Consider the following 20,015-nt stretch of genomic DNA (forward strand, 5'->3'; position numbering starts at 1 on the left):
AATTGATTTTAAGCTCAAAAAATGTTAGAATTAAAAAACAAAAAATGGACTCTTTTAATGGTTTTCGTGGTGCAATCTGTTTTGTATTCTCAAAAAACTAAAATTTTATACGATGTTTTTAGCATTTCTGGAAAGGTTATAGATTCAAAATCAAACGATAAAATTTCGAATGCTGATCTTTATCTTCTTAATTGCAATAAAAGTGTAGTTGCTAATTCAGAAGGAGATTTTCAATTCAATATCTCTAAAAGTAGTTTTAATGATAAATTAATTATTTCGGCTTTAGGATATTCTTCAGATACCATTATGGTTTCAGAACTTGAAAAAAGGCAAAGTGAGTCATTACAGATTAAATTGAATAAAGAAAAAGACGCTGAGATTTTGTTGAATGAAACAATTGTGGTTTCGTCTAAAAAGAAATCAAATACCTTATCTGCAAAGGCAATCTTAAGCAGAGCAAAGGAAAATATTAAGAAGAATTATTATCAAAAACCATTCAATCAGAAATTCTTTTTTAGGGCTCAAACCAAAAAAGATAGTGTTTTTACAATAAATGAAGAAGCATCAATTGATACTTACAGTCCAAAAGGAATCAAAGTTTCGGATGATGCTGCAGCAAATTATTTTGGAGAAATACTACAATTTCGAAAGAAAGTAGATTCAGAAACAATTGAAAATTGGAAAGGAATCGGATATTTTGGAGTGGTGATTTTTAGGAACATAATGTTAAGTAATCAGAATTTATTATATGAAACAAAAGACTTCGAATTAAAGAAAGAAGGAACAACAACTTATGGTGGCAAAAAGGTGTATGTAATTAGTTTTACAAATTTGGCACCTTCTGTTTTTTCTACTGGTTTTGGAAATCCTGGGTCACAATCGGCAATAGGATTTATTTATATTGAAACAGATTCTTTTGCAATTGTAAAATTTGAACAATATGTAGTTTTAAATAGAAATAGATCAAATGATAATGATGACATTGTAATAGAATCGTCATTGAAAATGACTCAAACATATAAAAATGTCAATGGCCACTATTTTATTAATTACTGTAATGAAAAAGTAGAAAGCAACTATTTTTCAGTGTCAAATAAAAAACTTTTAAGCAGTGAGAATTCAGATTATGATTTAATGTCGGAAGATATTATTATAGAAAAAGTATCAATAATAAAAAGACCAATTGACCGTTTAAAATTAGATCCAAAATTTGTTGAAGATGTTGAATATTGGAAAAACAATAATTTTATAATCGAGAATAAAAAGATGGAATTTTAAAATTTACATCTTCAAATAAAAATCTTTTGTAAGCGCAATATATTCAGGAGTATAAACATGCCTGTCGATTTCAATAATTAATTCATCGATTTCAACTTCTGGATTTTCATTTCGGCTAAAAGCCAATAAACTGCGTTTGATTTCAGACTTTGGAGTTCCTTTGACGCGGGTAATTTTTATGGGATATAATTCTGATTCTTTGGCTAAAGTGATGAAGTTTTGTTCTTCTTTATAAGGAAGAATTACAGCAAATATTCCATGTTCGGAAAGTAATAAATCGGCAGCTTCAACCAGTTCTTCAAAAGGCATTGCATCTTGAAAACGAGCTAAATCACGTTGTTCATTTTCTGTTTTATAATCTTCAGAGTAAAATGGAGGATTTGAAACAATCAGATCGTATTCATCTTCCGGTTCATCAATAAATTCATCTAAACCTGCATGAAAACAAAATAAACGGTCTCCCCAAGGTGAGTTTTCAAAATTTCCAACAGCTTGTTCGTAAGCGTCTTCATCAATTTCCAGAGCATCAATTTGTTCAGCATGAGCTCGCTGAGCAAGCATCAAAGCAATAATTCCGGTTCCTGCACCAATATCTAAAACACTAAACGGATTGTGGTTTATTGGAGCCCAAGAACCTAATAAGACGCCATCTGTTCCTACTTTCATAGCGGTTTTATCTTGTTGAATAGAGAATTGCTTGAAAGTGAATTGGGACATCAGATTTAAAATTTAAAATTAACGAGTACTGATTTTTCTTTACTAAGAAAGTGAAATTTTTATTTTCGGTTAAACAAATGACCGATTAAACAAATCAACTTTTTACAAGTACATTTCCACCAATCCTTCAGGCAGATTCATGATAACTTTTTTGTTTTCACGATCAATTTTTACAAGGAAATGATCGATCATCGGAATTAGCATTTCGACTTCGCCATTTAAAACTTCAAAAAGAGGTTGAGCAGTAGTATCGTTTACGGCAACAATTTTTCCAAAAACGCCTAAACGTTGATCTTCAATTTCAAAACCGATAACTTCGTGGAAATAAAATTTGTTACCAGAAAGTTTTGGTAACATATTTAAAGGAAGATAAATGGCATTTCCCATAATGGCATCTGCATCTTCTTCGGTATTCATGTCTTCAAAACGAATTCTAAGGAAATCGTTTTTGTGTAAAGAGCTTTTTTCAATAAAAAAAGGAACCAAGTGTTTGTTGCATTCAACAAACACTGATTCCAGATTTTCGTATAACTCAGGCTCGTCCGTGTCTAAATAAGCCAGAACTTCACCTTTGAAACTAAATTTTTTAGCGATTTTACCTAAATAAAAACATTCTTCTTTACGCATTCTCGCTAAATATAATTATGCTTCAGTTGTTTCGTTATTCTCTTCAGCAGCAGGAGCTTCTTCAGTTGATGCTTCAACTTCAGTAACTTCTTCTTCAACTGCAGGAGTTGCAGCAGCGATAGCATCAGCTTCAGCCTGAGCTGCAGCAGCTAAACGTTTAGCGTTAACTTCTTGTTCTGCTTTAAAAGCTTTAGCTTTAGCATCAGCTTGCGCTTTTGTTAAACCGTCTTTTTTAGCATCAACTTTTCCAGCTTTAGCTTCTAACCATGCAGCTAATTTAGCATCAGCTTGCTCTTGAGTTAAAGCTCCTTTACGGATACCTCCATCAAGGTGGTGTTTCAATAAAGCACCTTTGTAAGAAAGAATTGCTCTAGCAGTATCAGTTGGTTGTGCACCATTGTGTAACCATTTAACTGCGCTATCAAGGTTTAAGTCGATAGTTGCTGGGTTAGTGTTTGGATTGTAAGTACCGATTTTCTCTAAGTATTTACCATCTCTTTTTGAGCGTGCATCTGCAGCTACAACCCAGTAAAAAGGTTTTCCTTTTTTACCGTGTCTTTGTAATCTAATTTTTACTGACATAATCGTATGATTAAATTTTGAGGTACTCGACCCCTATTAATTAAGGGTGCAAAGATATAATTTTTTTGTAAATAATGCGTTTCAAATTTTATTAATTATATCAGAGATAGATTTTTACTATTTTTTGCATAGTTTTTGACTTCCTTTTTTGAAATTATTGATCTTAAATGTAATACTTTTGCCTGAAATTTATTTTTTTATGAAAAAATACTATTACTTACTAATTACTATTTTTTTACTTGCATCTTGTGAGGAAGATGTAAAATTCAATACACCAGCCTTTCAAGGTTTAAAAGGCAACGTTTTTTGGAGAGCTCAAAATTATTCGGCACAGGCAAAAGCAAGCGGAGGTATAGTTATCGAAGGTGGCTTGGGAGTTGATGCGGTAAGCCTGAAACTGCCTTCTTCGACACCAAAGACTTATATTTTAGGTGTTGATAATATAACAACAGCTTCTTATTTGAATAGATTATCAAGTATGGCGCCTCAATTTACTACCGGAACAAACAAAGGCAGTGGTCAAATTGTGATTACAGAGTTTAACAATCAAACAAATACTGTTTCGGGAACGTTTAGGTTTACTGCGGTAAATGCAAATACAGAAGATCTTGAAAATCCTACTGTAACTTTTACAGAAGGTGTTTTTTATAAAGTTCCATATACTCCGACGACTAATTTTTAACAACTGGATTTTTCATTTGCGATAGATTAGTTTTGCTACATTTTGATTTTTTAAATCAAAATAAAAACATAAATAAACTAATATATAGTAGATTAGAGAAAAATAAGACTACATTTGCTACATTATTATAAATAAGTACATATGAACATTTTTGTTGGAAGCCTTCCATTCAGTATTGAGGAAGCAGATTTAAGAGAGTCTTTCGAGGCTTACGGAGCAGTAGATTCAGTTAAAATCATTACTGATAAATTTACAGGAAGAAGCAAAGGTTTTGGTTTCGTAGAGATGCCAAACGATGCGGAAGCTCAAAAAGCAATTGATGAATTGAACGGAGCTACTGTTCAAGGTCGTGCAATTGTAGTTAATAAATCTGAGCCGAAGCCTGAAGGTGAAAGAAGAAGCTTCAACAATAACAGCCGTGGTGGAGATTCACGCGGAGGTTATGGTGGAGGAAACAACCGTGGTGGAAATGACCGTGGTGGTAACAGAGGAGGATATTAATATTTTTTTCTAAATATATAAAAGGGATCAACTTATGTTGATCCCTTTTTTTATGCAGTAAAATTTGTTTCAGGTTTCAAGTTTGTTTTGTTTTAAGTTTCAACAACCTGAAACAAAATAAACCTGAAACAAAATTTTATAGATTAGCTACAAACCAGTCTCCAACTTCGCTGGTTTTGTATGCTTTTGATCCTTTTGGAGCTAAATCTTCAGTAACAATTCCTTGCTCTAATGATTTGTTTACAACCGCTCTGATAGCTTCAGCTTCGGCTTTTAATCCAAAAGCGTCTTCGAACATCATTGCAGCAGATAAAATAGTAGCCAAAGGATTAGCAATGTTTAATCCGGTTGCTTGTGGATAAGATCCGTGAATTGGTTCGTATAATGAAGTATGTTCTCCAACAGAAGCAGATGGCATTAATCCCATTGAGCCTGAAATTACTGAAGCTTCATCTGTCAAAATATCTCCGAATAAATTCTCAGTGATTAATACGTCATAAGAGTTTGGCCATTGAACTAAACGCATTGCCACAGCATCAACAAATTCGTAAGAAACAGTAACTTCAGGATAATCTTTTTCCATTGCCTGAACTGTTTCTCTCCATAAACGAGAAGTTTCAAGAACGTTAGCTTTATCAACGCAACATAATTTTTTGCTACGTGTCATTGCAAGTTCAAAACCTTTTTTAGCCAAACGCTGAACTTCTGCTCTTGTATAAACGCAATTATCGAAAGCAGTTTCTCCGTCATCTCTTCTTCCTTTTTCTCCAAAGTAAATTCCTCCGGTTAATTCTCTTAAGAAAACCAAATCAGTACCTTCTATTCTTTCTCTTTTTAAAGGAGAATTATCAATCAAAGAAGGGAAAGTAAAAGTAGGACGTACGTTTGCAAACAAGCCTAATTTTTTACGCATTAATAATAATCCTTGTTCCGGACGAACTGGCGCACTTGGATCGTTATCGTATTTTGGGTGACCAATCGCTCCGAATAAAACAGCATCGGCAGCCATACAAATTTCGTGCGTTTCATCTGGGTAAGGAACTCCAACAGCATCAATTGCACAAGCTCCAGTAAGAGCCGGTGTCCAGGTTATTTCGTGATTGAATTTTTTTGCAATAGCATCAGATACTTTTACTGCTTCATTAATTACCTCAGGACCGATTCCGTCTCCTGCTAAAAGGGCTATGTTAAATTTCATTTTTTATTTTTTAAAAAGGTTCTAAGATTTTAAGTTGCTAAGATTCTAAGGTTTTTAGTCTTATCGGCTTAGTTTTATTTTTTAAAGGCTTTCAAATACTAAGACTCTAAGCTCAAAGAAAAAATCTTAGCACCTTAGAGTCTTAGCACCTTAGTGCCTTAGGCTACTACATTAAGCATTTTTTGCGTTGCGATAATTGCTGCAACTGTCTGATCTGAATCTAATCCTCTTGTTTTAAATTCTTTTCCGTTGTTTGTCCAGGTTATGATCGTTTCGCATAAAGCATCAGAACTACTTCCCGGAGGGATTCTGACTGCGTAATCTATCAATTTTGGGAGTGTTAATTTTTTACTTTTATAAATTTTAGATAAAGCATTCATAAAAGCATCAAACTGACCGTCTCCTTGTGCGTGTTCTTCTATGATTTCTCCATCAAGATTTAAGCTTAATGTCGATGATGGACGTGTTCCTTTTGAATGCATTAACACGTAAGACTGTATGGTAATTTTTTCTTGGTAAGTATGACTGTCCAAAACATCTGAAATAATGTACGGAAGATCTTCTTTGGTAACGGTTTCTTTTTTGTCGCCTAATTCAATGATTCTTTGGGTGACCAATTTCAAATCTTCCTGATTTAGTTTTAAACCTAATTCCTGAAGGTTTTTTTCGATATTGGCTTTGCCCGAAGTTTTTCCTAAAGCATATTTTCGTTTTCTCCCGAAGCGTTCCGGAAGCAAATCATTAAAATATAAATTGTTTTTATTGTCACCGTCAGCGTGAATTCCGGCAGTTTGTGTAAATACATTGTCACCCACAATTGGTTTGTTAGCCGGGATTCTATATCCTGTAAAAGTCTCAACAAGTTTGCTTACCGTATAAAGTGAAGTCTCTTTTATATTGATGCTTACTTCCGGCAAATAATCATTTATTACAGCAACCGTGCTTTCAAGCGGAGCATTTCCGGCGCGTTCCCCCATTCCGTTTACAGTAACGTGAAGCCCGTTTATGCCGGCTTTTATAGCTTCCATGACATTGGCAACGCTCAAATCGTAATCGTTATGTGCGTGAAAATCAAAATGTATTTGTGGATATCTAATTCTAATTTTCGAAATAAATTCAAAAGCCTGAGACGGAATTAAAACGCCTAAAGTATCCGGTAATAAAATTCTTTTAACGGGTTGAGTTGCTAAAAAATCAAGAAACTGAAAAACGTATTCTTGAGAATTTCGCATTCCGTTGCTCCAATCTTCCAGGTAAACATTGGTTTCAATATTATTTTCTTTTGCTAAAGCGATGATTTGAGCGATTTCAGAAAAATGCTGTTCAGGAGTTTTTTTTAATTGATGCGTCAGGTGATTCATTGAACCTTTAGTCAATAAATTTTGCACTTTGGCACCAGCTTTTTTCATCCATTCAATAGAAACTCCTCCGTCTACAAACGAAAGTACTTCGATTCTGTTAATATATCCTCGCTCTTCTGCCCAGGATGTAATGCCTTTTACGGCTTGAAATTCTCCTTCGCTTACGCGAGCCGAAGCAATTTCGATTCTATCAATATTTAATTCTTCCAACAATAATTGTGCAATGGTTAGTTTTTCTGCAGCAGAAAATGATACTCCTGAGGTTTGTTCACCATCACGGAGCGTCGTGTCCATTATTTCAATTTTTCTTTTTTCCATATTGATATTCATATTTCTAATGGGTTGGATAATATTAATATATCCATACTTTAATTTTAACGCAGATTTTACGGATTCGCTTTGCGAAGACGCGGATTTTTGCGGATTTTTACTTTAGCTAAAAAATAAAATCAGTTTTTTTCAGCGTTTTTGCGATAGCAAATCTGTTTCATCCGCGTTCTATTTTTTCTCATTTAATTTAGAAAGACCCGACAGGTTTCAAAAACCTGTCGGGTCTAATAGATCGAACGAGATTTTATTAATACGGAAGTTTATCGGCGAAAGCCACAATATCCTCTTTAATATTTTGCAAATAATCAATGTCATCAAAGCCATTAATCATGTTGTTCTTTTTGTATCCGTTAATCGCAAATGATTCTGATTGACCTGTTGCCAATAAAGTAATTGTTTGGTTTGGCAAGTTGATTTCTAATTCTGTTTTCGGATCAGCTTCGATTGCTTTAAAAATCGTGTCTGCAAATTCCGGACTAACCTGAACTGGTAAAACTCCAATATTTAAACAGTTTCCTTTGAAGATATCTGCAAAGAAACTCGAAACTACAGCTCTAAAACCGTAATCATAAACTGCCCAAGCAGCGTGTTCTCTTGAAGATCCTGAACCAAAGTTTTTTCCTCCAACAAGGATTTTTCCGCTATAAGTTGAATCGTTCAAAACGAAATCAGCTTTTGGAGAATCGTCTCCGTTATATCTCCAGTCTCTGAAAAGATTATCTCCAAAACCTTCACGCTTTGTAGCTTTCAGGAAACGAGCCGGGATGATTTGATCTGTATCTACGTTCTCAATTGGTAGTGGCACAGCACTACTAGTAAGTATATTAAATTTATCGTATGCCATTTTTTCTTTTGCTTTATGCTGTAGGCTTTAAGTTTTAGGCTTTTCCTACAGTGTGTATTATGTATTGAATTTTTAGCTTAAAGCCTATTGCTTATGGCTTATAGCGAGAATTAAAATAATTCTCTCGGGTCTGTTAGTTTTCCGGTAACAGCAGCAGCGGCAGCCATAATTGGACTTGCTAATAATGTTCTTGAACCAGGACCTTGGCGACCTTCAAAGTTTCTGTTTGAAGTACTTACTGCATATTTTCCAGCAGGAACTTTATCGTCGTTCATTGCTAAACACGCTGAACAACCCGGCTGACGTAATACAAAACCAGCTTCTGTCAAAATATCTAAAATACCTTCTTCTTTAATCTGAGCTTCAACAACGTGAGAACCCGGAACTAACCAAGCGGTAACATTATCTGCTTTTTTTCTTCCTTTTACAATTTCGGCGAAAGCCCTAAAATCTTCAATACGTCCGTTTGTACAACTTCCTAAGAAAACGTAATCAATTGGTTTTCCAATCATCACATCATCTTCCTGGAAGCCCATATAAGCTAACGATTTTTTATAAGTTTCCTCACCGCCTTCAACTTGATTAGCGTTCGGAATATGTTTTGAGATACCAATTCCCATTCCTGGGTTAGTACCATAAGTAATCATTGGTTCGATATCTGAAGCTTTGATGTTTAATTCGGCATCAAAAACAGCATCATCATCCGTTTTTAAAGTTTTCCAGTATTCAACCGCTTTTGTCCAAGCTTCACCTTTTGGAGCAAATAATCTTCCTTCAAGGAAATCAAAAGTAGTTTGGTCAGGAGCGATCATACCTCCACGAGCACCCATTTCGATACTTAGATTACAAACAGTCATACGACCTTCCATAGTCATGTTTTCGAAAACATCTCCGGCGTATTCAACAAAATAACCAGTTCCTCCAGAAGTAGTCAATTGAGCAATAATATAAAGTGCAACGTCTTTTGGACCAACACCTTTACTTAATTGACCGTTTACGTTGATACGCATTTTCTTTGGTTTTGGCTGCATAATACATTGTGTAGAAAGCACCATCTCAACCTCAGAAGTTCCGATACCAAAAGCAATCGCTCCAAAGGCACCGTGAGTAGACGTGTGAGAATCTCCACAAACAATAGTAGCACCTGGCAAAGTAATTCCGTTTTCAGGACCAACTACGTGTACAATTCCATTTTTAATGTGACCTAATCCCCAGTGCGAAATTCCGTATTCGGCAGCATTATCTTCAAGCGCTTTAAGCTGATTTGCAGATAGTGCATCTTCAACTGGTAAATGTTGGTTTATGGTTGGTGTATTGTGATCTGCAGTTGCAAAAGTACGCTCTGGGTATAAAACCTTAACGCCTCTGGCTTTTAATCCTAGAAAAGCAACAGGACTCGTAACCTCATGAATGAAATGGCGGTCAATAAAAAACACATCTGGTCCATCTTCAATTTTACGCACTACATGTGAATCCCATACTTTGTCAAATAATGTCTTACTCATTTTTTATTTTTTTTAATTGTAATTCTATAACCACAGCAATTCCTGCTTATTATAATAGGAAAACAAAATTAGAAAAAGATGTAAGGGCGTCAATTTGAATATTTCATTATATACGATACCCAAACTTAAATACAAATTGCGATTGACTTTTTTGCAATGAGATTTGGTTGTAGAATGAATATAAATTGGTTTTGCTTTTTCTTTTTCGGTTAATTTTGAGTTGATTGCTTTAATTTTAATAGTTGGCAAATTTATCTCAAAATCAATATAAAATATAAGTTTTTATTCAAAAAAATGTAACAAAATGAGTTAAAATAGTAATAATTGTTAGGTTTGATTTGTTTTAAAGTTTCTGTTTTTTTGAAGTCTAATGGCTTTAAATGCCAATTTTTGAAGTTTTTAAATATTCTAAAATTCATTAAAATACTACGACATCCAAGAAGTGTATTTTTATGAAATTTTATGATTTTTAATGCAAAAAGGGATCTGTTGAAGAAGATAATTTTAAAGACTAATTCAATGAGTTTTTAAATTCCAAAGGTGTTAAGTTGGTTTTCTTTTTGAAGAGTTTGCTAAACGATTGAGGATATTCAAAACCTAATTGATAAGCTATTTCTGCCACAGAAAGATTGGTAGAAATCAGGAAATCCTTTGATTTTTCAATTAGTTTCGAATGAATGTGCTGTTGCGCATTTTGTCCGGTTAGATTACGAAGCATGTCACTAAGATAATGTGTAGAAACGTTGATTTGAGAAGCAAGAAAATCCACCGTTGGTAATCCTCTTTTTAAGGTTTCGGCATTATTGAGATAATTATCCAGAGTGTCTTCTACTTTAAGTAATAAATCATGACTAATTGTTTTTCTTGTAATGAATTGACGTTTGTAAAAACGATTGCTATAATTCAATAAAACATCAATATATGAAACGATAACATCCTGACTCATTTCGTCTATTGCGGTATGAAGTTCATTATCAATGCTGGTTAATAATCCTATAATGGTTGTTTTTTCGCTATCAGAAAGATGAAGCGCTTCATTGGTATCGTAAGAGAAGAAGCCATATTTTTTGATCGTTTTTCCTAAAGGATAATTTCTAATAAAGTCCGGATGAAAAAGCAGCGTATAACCAAAATATTCAACTCCTTCCTGATTATCGGTAAAAATCAATTGATTGGGAGATGTAAACATTAATCCGCCTTCATTAAAATCATAATAACCCTGGCCGTAACCCATTTTTCCGTTGGTCGAATATTTATAAGATATTTTATAAAAATCGAGCAGGAAATGATTGTTAGTTAAATCAGCATTTATAATGAGTTTGGTATTATCAACCAAGGTAATCATAGGATGAAGCGGCTTTGGGAGCTGAAACAAACTATGAAATTCTGATATTGAGGAAATTTTTGCCGGATTATTGTTTTTCTTTTCCATGATATAAAGTTATAAAAATTTGAAAATTAATCAGGCTTTCCGAAAAGTATTGAACAGTCTCTTTAATTTTGAAAGAATAGCTTCGGAGAAGCAAAATATTTATAGAAATAGTATTTAGTAGTGGAAGGAAAGCTCCAGCGGAGCGAAATATTTTAATACTGTTGTATTTCGCTCCGCTGGAGCTCTTTTGTATCCGTATGATTGAATCTCTATAAATATTCTGCCCCGCTGGGGCTTAGTAAAAATAAAAAGAATGTTCAATGCTTTTTGAGTAGCCTTATCAGGAATTATTATGCTCCTAAAAATTGTTTGCCAAATGCAGCGCGAAAAACTTCGTCTCCTTGTTCCTGTCTTTGTTTGTAAAGTGCTTTTGCATCTTCTCCTGCTACATATCTCAGTTGGGTTTTTCCGTCTGTTGCAGCTTCGTAAACTACGTCTGCAATTTGTTCCGGAGTTGATGCCATTTCAAACATTACATCTACATTTTCAAACATTTTGTTTGCCATTGCCTGATATTCTGGTTTAACGCCGGTGTCAAGAGAACCGTGAAGAAATTCTGTTTTGATACCACCCGGAGAAACCGTTTTAATATTGATTCCAAACGGATTTAATTCGTAAGCCATACTTTCGCTCCAGCCTTCTAATCCCCATTTTGTTGCGTGATATACAGATCCTAAAGGAAAAGAAATCAATCCGCCAATAGAAGTTGTTGAGATAAACAATCCGCTTTTTCTTTCTCTGAAATAGGGAATAAAAGCATTGGTAACACGAATAACTCCCAGTAAATTTGTGTTTAATTGTTTCGTGATTTGATCGTCATTAAAGCTTTCCAAAGGTCCAATCAAACCGTAACCTGCATTATTAAAAACGATATCAATATCGCTTAATTCCAATGCTTTTTTAACGGTGCTTTGTATTTGGTCAAAATTCGTAACATCTAATGGTAAGAGGGTTACATTGTTTAAGTTAGAAAGTTCAGTTTCTTTTTCAGGATTTCTCATTGTTGCGATTACATTCCATCCTTTTTGTTGAAATAATTTTGCTGTAGCTTTTCCTAATCCTGATGAAGCGCCTGTGATAAAAATAGTTTTCATAATAATTTGTTTTAAATTGATAGGGCAAAGTTCAGGATAGAGTGCAGTTTAAAAGTGTCCATTTTGGTGCAATGAGTATCCAAAATGAATAATCGAAGTTTTTAGCTTTAAATAATCTAAATTTTATCATTTTTATTGCTTTTTAACAGTTTCTAATAATGATTTTGATTAATGCTTTTTGTGCAATTCTTTATTTTCTGAAGCCAAAAAAAAGCGTAAATTTGAACTTCCTCCATTTTCCATAAAGCAATTTTTATAATCCATATAATCAGAGATTTATATTTGGAAAGATTGGAATTTGGAACTTAATTTTGCCTTTTTAAACTTATGTATTTAATATTCGATACCGAAACTACTGGATTACCAAAACGTTGGGACGCTCCAATTACTGATTCTGATAACTGGCCTCGCTGTATTCAGATCGCCTGGCAGCTTCATGACGAAATGGGGCAACTTATCGAACATCAGGATTATTTGGTTAAGCCTGACGGATTTAATATTCCGTATGATGCTGAACGTATTCACGGAATTTCTACAGAATTGGCTGAAGCCGATGGAATCACGTTGGCAGAAGTTTTGGAGAAATTCAATATTGCATTAAGTAAAACCAAATTTATTGTAGGTCAGAATTTAGGTTTCGACGTCAATATTATGGGAGCCGAATTTCATAGAATGGGCGTAGATTCTTCTATGAGTTCAATGCCGGTTTTAGATACTTGTACAGAGGTTACGGCTTCATTATTAAAACTTCCGGGAGGTCGTGGAGGTAAATTCAAATTACCAACACTAACAGAATTACACGAATATCTTTTTAATAAACCTTTCGCGGAAGCGCACAACGCAACTGCCGACGTTGAGGCAACTACGCGTTGTTTTCTGGAATTAATTAGAAGAGAAGTTTTTACCAAAGAAGAATTAGATGTTCCGAAGGATTATTTTAAAGATTTCCAAAATAGAAATCCACAGGAATTTCCGTTAATTGGTTTAAAACACATCAATCTTAAAAAAGCTTCTGATAAAATCAGAGAGCAGTTAAAAGCTTTAGAATCTGTTGGACAAGAACCTACGGTTTCACATTCTGACAGAGAGGATTTTAAAGAAGCAAAATACGCGCATTTACACAATCATACTCAGTTTTCGGTTCTTCAATCGACGATAGGAATTGGGAATATTGTTGCGGCTACAGCCAAAAACGGAATGCCGGCCGTTGCAATGACGGATACAGGAAACATGATGGGAGCTTTTCACTTTGTGAGCGCCGTTATGAATCATAATAAAGCAGCATCGGGAAAAAATAAAGCTTTGGTTGAAGCTGGTGAAGAACCAACAGAAACCGAAATAAAACCAATCGTAGGTTGTGAATTTAATGTCTGCGACAATCACTTAGATAAAAGTAAAAAAGACAACGGAAATCAGGTTGTATTGTTAGCCAAAAACAAAAATGGTTATCACAATCTGGCAAAAATGTCTTCGATCGCTTTTACAAATGGATTTTATTATGTTCCGAGGATTGACCGTGCGATTGTCGAAAAATACAAAGAAGATATAATGGTTTTGTCCGGAAATTTATACGGAGAAATTCCAAGTAAAATTCTGAACATCGGTGAAAACCAAGCCGAAGAAGCTTTGATCTGGTGGAAAGAACAATTTGGTGATGATTTTTATCTTGAGATTATGCGACATAATCAGGAAGATGAAAATCGTGTAAATAAAACCTTGATTGAGTTTTCGAAAAAGCACGATGTCAAATTAATTGCAACAAATAATACCTATTATTTAAATAAAGAAGATGCCAATGCGCACGACATTTTATTGTGTGTAAAAGATGGTGAAAAACAAGCGACGCCAATTGGTCGTGGTCGTGGATATCGTTACGGATTACCAAATCAGGAATATTATTATAAGACAGGCGAAGAGATGAAAAAGCTCTTTGCAGATTTGCCTGAATCGATTATTAATATTCAGGAAATTATAGACAAAGTCGAGACTTACTCACTTTATCGTGATGTATTGCTTCCTAAGTTTGATATTCCGGAAGAGTTTGTTGTTGTAGAAGATGAAGCGGATGGCGGAGTTCGTGGAGAGAATAAATATTTGCGACACCTTACAATGGTTGGTGCAAAAAAACGATACGGAGAAATTACAGAATCTATTCAGGAACGTTTAGATTTTGAGTTATTAACGATTTCCAACTCAGGATATCCGGGTTACTTTTTGATCGTTCAGGATTTCATCGCCGAAGCTAGAAATATGGACGTTTCGGTTGGTCCAGGCCGTGGATCTGCTGCGGGATCTGCCGTAGCATATTGTTTAGGAATTACCAATATTGACCCTATTAAGTACGATTTGCTTTTTGAGCGTTTCCTAAATCCGGATCGTGTATCCATGCCCGATATTGATATCGATTTTGATGACGAGGGTCGTGGTCGTGTTATGGATTATGTAATTAATAAATACGGTCAAAATCAGGTTGCGCAAATTATTACTTATGGTAAAATGGCAACCAAATCTGCGATTCGTGATACGGCTCGTGTACTGGATTTACCATTATTTGAAGCTGATAGAATTGCAAAACTGATTCCGGCAATGATGCCATCAAAATGGAATTTGGCGCGTTTTATTTCTGAAAGTGAAGAGGAAGTTAAAAAAGCGCTTCGTTCTGATGAATATGATAACGTAAAAGAATTAATTGCCATTGCCAATGAAGATGATTTGGCGGGAGAAACAATTCAACAAGCAAAAATTCTTGAAGGATCGATGCGAAATACCGGAATTCATGCCTGTGGTGTAATTATTACGCCATCGGATATTACGAATTTCGTTCCCGTGACCACAGCAAAAGATTCTGATTTATATGTAACACAGTTTGATAACTCGGTTGCAGAAAGTGCAGGATTGCTGAAGATGGACTTCTTGGGTCTAAAGACCCTTACCTTAATTAAAGATACCGTTAAACTGGTAAAATATAGAAACGGAATTGATTTGGATCCGGACACTTTTCCAATTGATGATGTTGAAACTTATGCGCTTTTCCAGAGAGGAGAAACAGTTGGAATCTTCCAATACGAGTCACCCGGAATGCAGAAATACATGAAGGATCTGAAGCCAACGGTTTTTGGAGATTTAATTGCCATGAATGCCTTATATCGTCCGGGACCTTTGGAGTATATTCCGTCTTTCGTAAGAAGAAAAAATGGCGAAGAAGAAATCAAATACGATTTAGATGCCTGTGAGGAATATTTAGGAGAAACCTACGGAATTACCGTTTACCAGGAGCAGGTAATGCTTTTGTCGCAATCGCTGGCTGACTTTACAAAAGGTGAGGCCGACGTTTTGCGTAAGGCGATGGGTAAGAAACAAAAAGATGTACTTGATAAAATGAAGCCGAAGTTCGTTGAACAAGCGGCGAAAAAAGGTCACGATGCAAAAGTTCTGGAGAAAATCTGGAAAGACTGGGAAGCATTTGCGAGTTATGCCTTCAACAAATCGCACTCGACTTGTTATGCCTGGATTGCGTATCAAACCGCTTATTTAAAAGCACATTATCCTGCCGAATATATGGCGGCGGTACTTTCGAATAACATGAATGATATTAAACAAGTATCATTTTTCATGGAAGAATGTAAGCGAATGGGCTTACAGGTTTTAGGTCCTGACGTAAACGAATCGTACTATAAATTTACCGTAAATGATGAATATGCAGTACGTTTTGGGATGGGAGCGATTAAAGGAGTAGGTTCCGGAGCTGTTGCAACTATTGTAGAAAATAGAAAAGACGGTAGGTATAAATCAATTTTTGACTTGGCAAAACGTATTGATTTGCGTGCAGCCAATAAAAAAGCAATCGAAAATCTTGCTCTTGCAGGAGGTTTTGATTCATTTGAAGGAACAACCAGAGCACAATATTTTCATGATGATGGTGACGGAATTACGTTTTATGAAAAAGCGATGCGATACGGATCGAAGTTTAAGGAAAATGAAAACTCATCACAGGTAAGTTTATTTGGAGAAGCAAGCGAAGTGCAAATTGCAGAACCTGTTGTACCTCCATGTGAAGATTGGAGCACAATGGAAAAACTTGCCAAAGAAAAAGAAGTTGTTGGGATTTATATTTCAGGACATCCTCTGGACGACTTTAGATTTGAGATGAAATACTTCTGTAATTCCCGATTGGAATCACTGAAAAGTATGAATGAATTTGTAGGGAAAAATCTAAATTTTGCCGGAATCATTAATAACGTGCAGCATCGTGTAGCAAAAAACGGAAAAGGCTGGGCAGTATTTAATTTAGAAGGATATGACGAAAGTTATGAGTTTAAGATTTTTGGTGAAGAATACTTAAAGTTCCGCCATTTCCTGATTCAGAATAATTTTGCGTTCATAAAAATATTAATAAAAGACGGTTGGGTAAATCATGATACAGGTAAAAAATCTGATCCTAGAATGCAGTTTGTTGAGATTAGACAATTGCAGGATATCTTAGAAGCTTTTGCTAAAAAACTGATTTTGTTATTGAACATAAAAGATTTACAGACAGAGTTTATCCACAAGTTAAGTGATTTATTTAATCAGAATAAAGGTGATAATTCAGTGACTTTTGAAATCATGGAATTAGAGAAAATAAAACGTCTCGTTGAGGTCGAAACAACAAATGAGTTTGAAGAAACCGAAGATGCTGTTTTTGCAGACGAAAACGACGATAGTGATGCATCGCTTGAAGATACTAAGACTAAAGAGGTAAATGAAGTCGAAGAAATAAAAGTTGTAACAAAATTATCGATGCCAAGTCGCAGGTTAAAAATTAAGATTTCTGCTGAACTATTACAGGAATTGGAGAAAATGCAGATCAATTTTAAGCTAAATTAAATTTTAACAGTTAAAATTTAGCGGAATGCATTTTTTTTTAGTTAAAAATATGCATGCATAATACTTTTTTAGTAATATTGCGTAAAATTACAACGTTTTCGTGCCAAGTCTAACAAAGCAAACTTTAGACATATGTTAAAATATTCTATGTTTGTAAAAATTAATTAAATCAGAATTATGAAAAAGAACCTATTTTTATTAGGATTATTAGTTTGCTCTATGGCCACAATGGCGCAAACAGAAAAAGCAGATAAACCAGAAAGTTGGTATTTTAAAATTGGTGGATCTTATTTCAACCAAACTGCTTCTACTGAATTTCCAACAGTTGGAGGTCAACCAGCAAATAGAGATGTTTATTCTGGTACTTTAGCAAGTAATAAATTGGTTTCAAGAGAAGGGGTTACAGGTTCTTTTGGACAAGGTTTTAGAAGTGGTATTACTGCTGGTTACCGTTTTTCTGCACGTTTAGGAGTTGAGGTTGCAGCGAATTATTACACTAGTAATACTAAAACGATGGCGCAGACTACAGATAGAATGGTTACTCCAGCTCCTTCAGCCACTACTCCAGTTACATATTTAAGCTTTACTGCCGAAGGACAAATTAAAGCATTTGATGTGGCTCCTGCACTTGTAATGTTTTTAGGAGAAGCTCATGGATTCGAACCTTATACTAAAGTTGGAGTTATTGTTCCAATTCACGGTACATTAGATATTGAAACAAATAGAAATTACTCAACTTTTGTAGGAGCAAATAAAGTAGCTAATACTGATGCATATTCAAAAGATGTAGTGAAGCCTAATCCAACACTTGGGTTTATGGCATCTATTGGTACTTCTTATAAATTAGGAAAACATATTTCAGCTTTTGCTGAATTAGAGTACCGTAACTTTACTGTACATGGAAAAACTAAAGAAACGACTGATTATACTGAAAATGGTGTTGATAAATTAAATACTTCAACTTCGTTTAGAGCAGCTTCATATTCTGCTAATCATACTAATTATCATAGTTCTATAGATTCTAACTCTAATAATACTTTAACAAATGCTGCTGGTTTTGATAATACAAAAGCAACGGATGATTTAAGTACGTATGTTGGAATTTCAGGTTTAGGTTTGACTTTAGGTCTTAAATACAGCCTATAATTCTAAAGAGATTTATACTTTATAAAAAAGAGGATATTCATTTGAATATCCTCTTTTTTATTTTCTGTCATTTCGAACGAAGGGAGAAATCGCACAATCCCGAAGCTTTGGGACGCAATCAAAATCGTCAATCTTTGTCGAATCACTTGTGTAGAATGGATTTTAATCCCTTGAACACGACGTAACCATAATATTTGCCATCCCAATTTTTAAAATATTTTTCAGGAGCTAATCCCGCACCCGAGCCTGAAAGTGCGAACTGGCGAAGCAATCCGTTACAATCTTTTGCTTTTTTCTTTAAAAAGCAAAAGGATTTTCACTTCTATCGGGGCTAAGACAATCATTTTCATAAAAGCTTTTTTGTTTTTTATGAATTGCCTCCAGCTTTAGCTGGAGAAAAAAAAATGAGAACAAAAAAGGCTTTAGCCAAAAAACCAATCTATTTGGCTAAAGCCCTTTTTACATTAGGAATACAAGCTCCAGCTAAAGCTGGAGGCAACTCACAACTCACAATTCACAACTCACAATTTACAATTGCAATTTCGAATTCCTAAACTCCTTTAAAACTTCATCAATAACCCAAGTCGTTCGTGCAGCCGAAGTTCCTTTAGATGGATTAACACCTTCATTGCCTAAAAGTTCCGCAACAATAGTTTCTATCAAAGGCTGTTGAATATGAAGCGGATTTTCGATTGTGATGCTTTCTTTCTCGCCATTTACATATTGAACATGAATCGGATCATTTCCGAAAGTAGAGAAAGAGATTTTTCCTTTATCGCCAACGATATCAGTATTATCATAACGCTCAAAACTGGCAAAATTCCACAAACCAGTTCCATGAATTCCATTTTCGAATAGAAAAGACATAGAAACAGAATCTTCAGCAGGATAAGCAAGAAGTTGTTGACTTGCATGTCCGCGAACAGATTTTATCGGACCTAAAGCATAATCTAGAAAATCTAGAGTATGACAAGCCAAATCGACAAAAATTCCGCCACCGGAAATATGCGGTAAAACCGTCCAGGGCAAATTAATATCGTCATCATAACGAGCTTCAAACGGATGATATAAAACACAATTTACATGCCTGATTTTACCAATTTTGTTTTGATCTATAAGTTCTTTTATTTTTAAAAATCTCGGTAAACTTCTTCTATAATAAGCCACAAACAATGGGACATTATGTTCTTTGCAAGCACTGATCATTTCGTTGCATTCTTCAAAGTTTAATGCCATTGGTTTCTCGACATAAACAGGTTTTCCTGCTTTGGCACACAAAATAGTATATTCTTTATGAGACGATGGAGGAGTAGCAATATAAACGGCATCAACTTCAGGATCATTGATTAAATCAACAGCATTTGAGTACCATTTAGGAACATTGTGGCGTTTGGCATAATCTTCGGCAAGAGCCGCATCTCTGCGCATTACAGCAACCAAAGCTGAGTTTGGCGTTTTCTGAAATGCTGGTCCGCTTTTTACCTCAGTTACATTACCACAGCCAATAATTCCCCATTTTACAATTTTCATTTTTCTGGTTTTTTAGTTAATTCAAATTTAAAAAGTTTGCCACGAATTACACGAATTATTTTCACGCAGATTTTGAAGGATTTAATTTTACCGCAAAGCACGCAAAGTTTTTGTCTCAGCTTGGCTTTGTAAAAACACAAAGTTCGCAAAGCTTTGTATTGAACCAGCTTTGCGAACTTTGTGTTTTTTATAAAATCTTCTAAGCATAAAATCTTTGCGTGCTTTGCGGTAAAATTTTTCAGCCACAACAAAAAATTCTTCAGCAAAAAAATAAAGCCACGAACTCACAAAATGACTCGTGAAATTCGTGGCTCTAAAAACT

The 20,015-nt window shown here is 34.8% G+C and carries 17 protein-coding genes; 6 read left to right on the forward strand and 11 right to left on the reverse strand.

The features are described from left to right. Positions 1-21: 21 nt before the first annotated feature. Positions 22-1,278 carry a carboxypeptidase-like regulatory domain-containing protein gene (locus CLU81_RS14065; RefSeq protein WP_099710388.1) on the forward strand — a complete coding sequence of 419 codons (1,257 nt, stop codon included), beginning with the start codon at positions 22-24 and terminating at the stop codon, positions 1,276-1,278. Between the two features lie 3 nt (positions 1,279-1,281). On the opposite strand, the gene CLU81_RS14070 is transcribed toward CLU81_RS14065, so the two are convergent. The 3 genes from CLU81_RS14070 to CLU81_RS14080 all read right to left on the reverse strand — a co-directional run bounded on the left by CLU81_RS14070 (position 1,282) and on the right by CLU81_RS14080 (position 3,204). After that, entirely contained in the window at positions 1,282-1,995 is a 714-nt protein-coding gene (locus CLU81_RS14070; protein ID WP_099710389.1) for a tRNA1(Val) (adenine(37)-N6)-methyltransferase, read from the reverse strand. 102 nt (positions 1,996-2,097) lie between these two features. Then, positions 2,098-2,622, reverse strand: a complete 525-nt coding sequence (gene rimM, locus CLU81_RS14075) for a ribosome maturation factor RimM (RefSeq protein WP_099710390.1) — start codon at positions 2,620-2,622, stop codon at positions 2,098-2,100. 15 nt (positions 2,623-2,637) lie between these two features. After that, positions 2,638-3,204, reverse strand: coding sequence for a 30S ribosomal protein S16 (locus CLU81_RS14080; RefSeq protein ID WP_099710391.1), 567 nt, complete (start codon positions 3,202-3,204; stop codon positions 2,638-2,640). A 199-nt stretch (positions 3,205-3,403) separates the two neighbouring features. Here CLU81_RS14080 and CLU81_RS14085 point away from each other — a divergent pair, with 199 nt between their 5' ends. Beyond that, positions 3,404-3,886: a DUF6252 family protein gene (locus CLU81_RS14085; RefSeq protein ID WP_099712763.1), complete on the forward strand. Its 483-nt coding sequence runs from the start codon at positions 3,404-3,406 to the stop codon at positions 3,884-3,886. 141 nt (positions 3,887-4,027) lie between these two features. Beyond that, positions 4,028-4,387, forward strand: a complete 360-nt coding sequence (locus CLU81_RS14090; protein WP_089350002.1) for an RNA-binding protein — start codon at positions 4,028-4,030, stop codon at positions 4,385-4,387. A gap of 136 nt (positions 4,388-4,523) precedes the next feature. Here the strand turns inward: CLU81_RS14090 and leuB are convergent, their stop codons facing one another. The 6 genes from leuB to CLU81_RS14125 form a co-directional block, all read right to left on the reverse strand. Continuing rightward, positions 4,524-5,585, reverse strand: a complete 1,062-nt coding sequence (leuB, locus tag CLU81_RS14095) for a 3-isopropylmalate dehydrogenase (protein ID WP_099710392.1) — start codon at positions 5,583-5,585, stop codon at positions 4,524-4,526. Between the two features lie 158 nt (positions 5,586-5,743). Next, complete coding sequence (locus CLU81_RS14100) at positions 5,744-7,264, reverse strand: alpha-isopropylmalate synthase regulatory domain-containing protein (RefSeq protein WP_099712764.1); 1,521 nt, start codon at positions 7,262-7,264, stop codon at positions 5,744-5,746. A gap of 259 nt (positions 7,265-7,523) precedes the next feature. Further along, entirely contained in the window at positions 7,524-8,120 is a 597-nt protein-coding gene (gene leuD / locus CLU81_RS14105; protein WP_039113809.1) for a 3-isopropylmalate dehydratase small subunit, read from the reverse strand. 110 nt (positions 8,121-8,230) lie between these two features. After that, a complete protein-coding gene (gene leuC / locus CLU81_RS14110) occupies positions 8,231-9,625 on the reverse strand; it encodes a 3-isopropylmalate dehydratase large subunit (RefSeq protein WP_055097417.1) in 1,395 nt (464 codons plus the stop codon). A gap of 511 nt (positions 9,626-10,136) precedes the next feature. Then, positions 10,137-11,057, reverse strand: coding sequence for an AraC family transcriptional regulator (locus CLU81_RS14120; protein ID WP_099710394.1), 921 nt, complete (start codon positions 11,055-11,057; stop codon positions 10,137-10,139). A gap of 290 nt (positions 11,058-11,347) precedes the next feature. After that, positions 11,348-12,151: an SDR family oxidoreductase gene (locus tag CLU81_RS14125; RefSeq protein ID WP_099710395.1), complete on the reverse strand. Its 804-nt coding sequence runs from the start codon at positions 12,149-12,151 to the stop codon at positions 11,348-11,350. Positions 12,152-12,478: 327 nt separating this feature from the next. Between CLU81_RS14125 and dnaE the strand changes: the two genes are divergently transcribed. The 3 genes from dnaE (at position 12,479) to CLU81_RS26810 (ending at position 18,717) form a co-directional block, all read left to right on the forward strand. Further along, on the forward strand, positions 12,479-17,017 hold the full coding sequence (gene dnaE / locus CLU81_RS14130; protein ID WP_099710396.1) for a DNA polymerase III subunit alpha: 4,539 nt from the start codon (positions 12,479-12,481) through the stop codon (positions 17,015-17,017). Between the two features lie 177 nt (positions 17,018-17,194). Beyond that, positions 17,195-18,163: an outer membrane beta-barrel protein gene (locus CLU81_RS14135; protein ID WP_099710397.1), complete on the forward strand. Its 969-nt coding sequence runs from the start codon at positions 17,195-17,197 to the stop codon at positions 18,161-18,163. Positions 18,164-18,567: 404 nt separating this feature from the next. Then, positions 18,568-18,717: a hypothetical protein gene (locus CLU81_RS26810; RefSeq protein ID WP_158235335.1), complete on the forward strand. Its 150-nt coding sequence runs from the start codon at positions 18,568-18,570 to the stop codon at positions 18,715-18,717. Here the strand turns inward: CLU81_RS26810 and CLU81_RS14145 are convergent. Both CLU81_RS14145 and CLU81_RS14150 read right to left on the reverse strand, forming a co-directional pair. Continuing rightward, on the reverse strand, positions 18,692-19,693 hold the full coding sequence (locus tag CLU81_RS14145) for a Gfo/Idh/MocA family protein (RefSeq protein WP_099710399.1): 1,002 nt from the start codon (positions 19,691-19,693) through the stop codon (positions 18,692-18,694). The two genes, CLU81_RS26810 and CLU81_RS14145, sit on opposite strands and share 26 nt — an antisense overlap. A gap of 87 nt (positions 19,694-19,780) precedes the next feature. Next, positions 19,781-19,981 carry a hypothetical protein gene (locus CLU81_RS14150; protein WP_099710400.1) on the reverse strand — a complete coding sequence of 67 codons (201 nt, stop codon included), beginning with the start codon at positions 19,979-19,981 and terminating at the stop codon, positions 19,781-19,783. Between the last annotated feature and the right edge of the window lie 34 nt (positions 19,982-20,015).

The organism is Flavobacterium sp. 9 (genome assembly GCF_002754195.1).
GTDB lineage: Bacteria > Bacteroidota > Bacteroidia > Flavobacteriales > Flavobacteriaceae > Flavobacterium.

Coding starts and splice junctions, on each gene's coding strand:
- CLU81_RS14125 (WP_099710395.1), bottom strand. CDS start 12,151: ATGAAAACTATTTTTATCACAGGCGCTTCATCAGGATTAGGAAAAGCT.
- CLU81_RS14080 (WP_099710391.1), bottom strand. CDS start 3,204: ATGTCAGTAAAAATTAGATTACAAAGACACGGTAAAAAAGGAAAACCT.
- CLU81_RS26810 (WP_158235335.1), top strand. CDS start 18,568: ATGAGAACAAAAAAGGCTTTAGCCAAAAAACCAATCTATTTGGCTAAA.
- CLU81_RS14135 (WP_099710397.1), top strand. CDS start 17,195: ATGAAAAAGAACCTATTTTTATTAGGATTATTAGTTTGCTCTATGGCC.
- CLU81_RS14090 (WP_089350002.1), top strand. CDS start 4,028: ATGAACATTTTTGTTGGAAGCCTTCCATTCAGTATTGAGGAAGCAGAT.
- leuB (WP_099710392.1), bottom strand. CDS start 5,585: ATGAAATTTAACATAGCCCTTTTAGCAGGAGACGGAATCGGTCCTGAG.
- CLU81_RS14070 (WP_099710389.1), bottom strand. CDS start 1,995: ATGTCCCAATTCACTTTCAAGCAATTCTCTATTCAACAAGATAAAACC.
- dnaE (WP_099710396.1), top strand. CDS start 12,479: ATGTATTTAATATTCGATACCGAAACTACTGGATTACCAAAACGTTGG.
- leuC (WP_055097417.1), bottom strand. CDS start 9,625: ATGAGTAAGACATTATTTGACAAAGTATGGGATTCACATGTAGTGCGT.
- CLU81_RS14065 (WP_099710388.1), top strand. CDS start 22: ATGTTAGAATTAAAAAACAAAAAATGGACTCTTTTAATGGTTTTCGTG.
- leuD (WP_039113809.1), bottom strand. CDS start 8,120: ATGGCATACGATAAATTTAATATACTTACTAGTAGTGCTGTGCCACTA.
- CLU81_RS14120 (WP_099710394.1), bottom strand. CDS start 11,057: ATGGAAAAGAAAAACAATAATCCGGCAAAAATTTCCTCAATATCAGAA.
- CLU81_RS14145 (WP_099710399.1), bottom strand. CDS start 19,693: ATGAAAATTGTAAAATGGGGAATTATTGGCTGTGGTAATGTAACTGAG.
- CLU81_RS14100 (WP_099712764.1), bottom strand. CDS start 7,264: ATGGAAAAAAGAAAAATTGAAATAATGGACACGACGCTCCGTGATGGT.
- rimM (WP_099710390.1), bottom strand. CDS start 2,622: ATGCGTAAAGAAGAATGTTTTTATTTAGGTAAAATCGCTAAAAAATTT.
- CLU81_RS14085 (WP_099712763.1), top strand. CDS start 3,404: ATGAAAAAATACTATTACTTACTAATTACTATTTTTTTACTTGCATCT.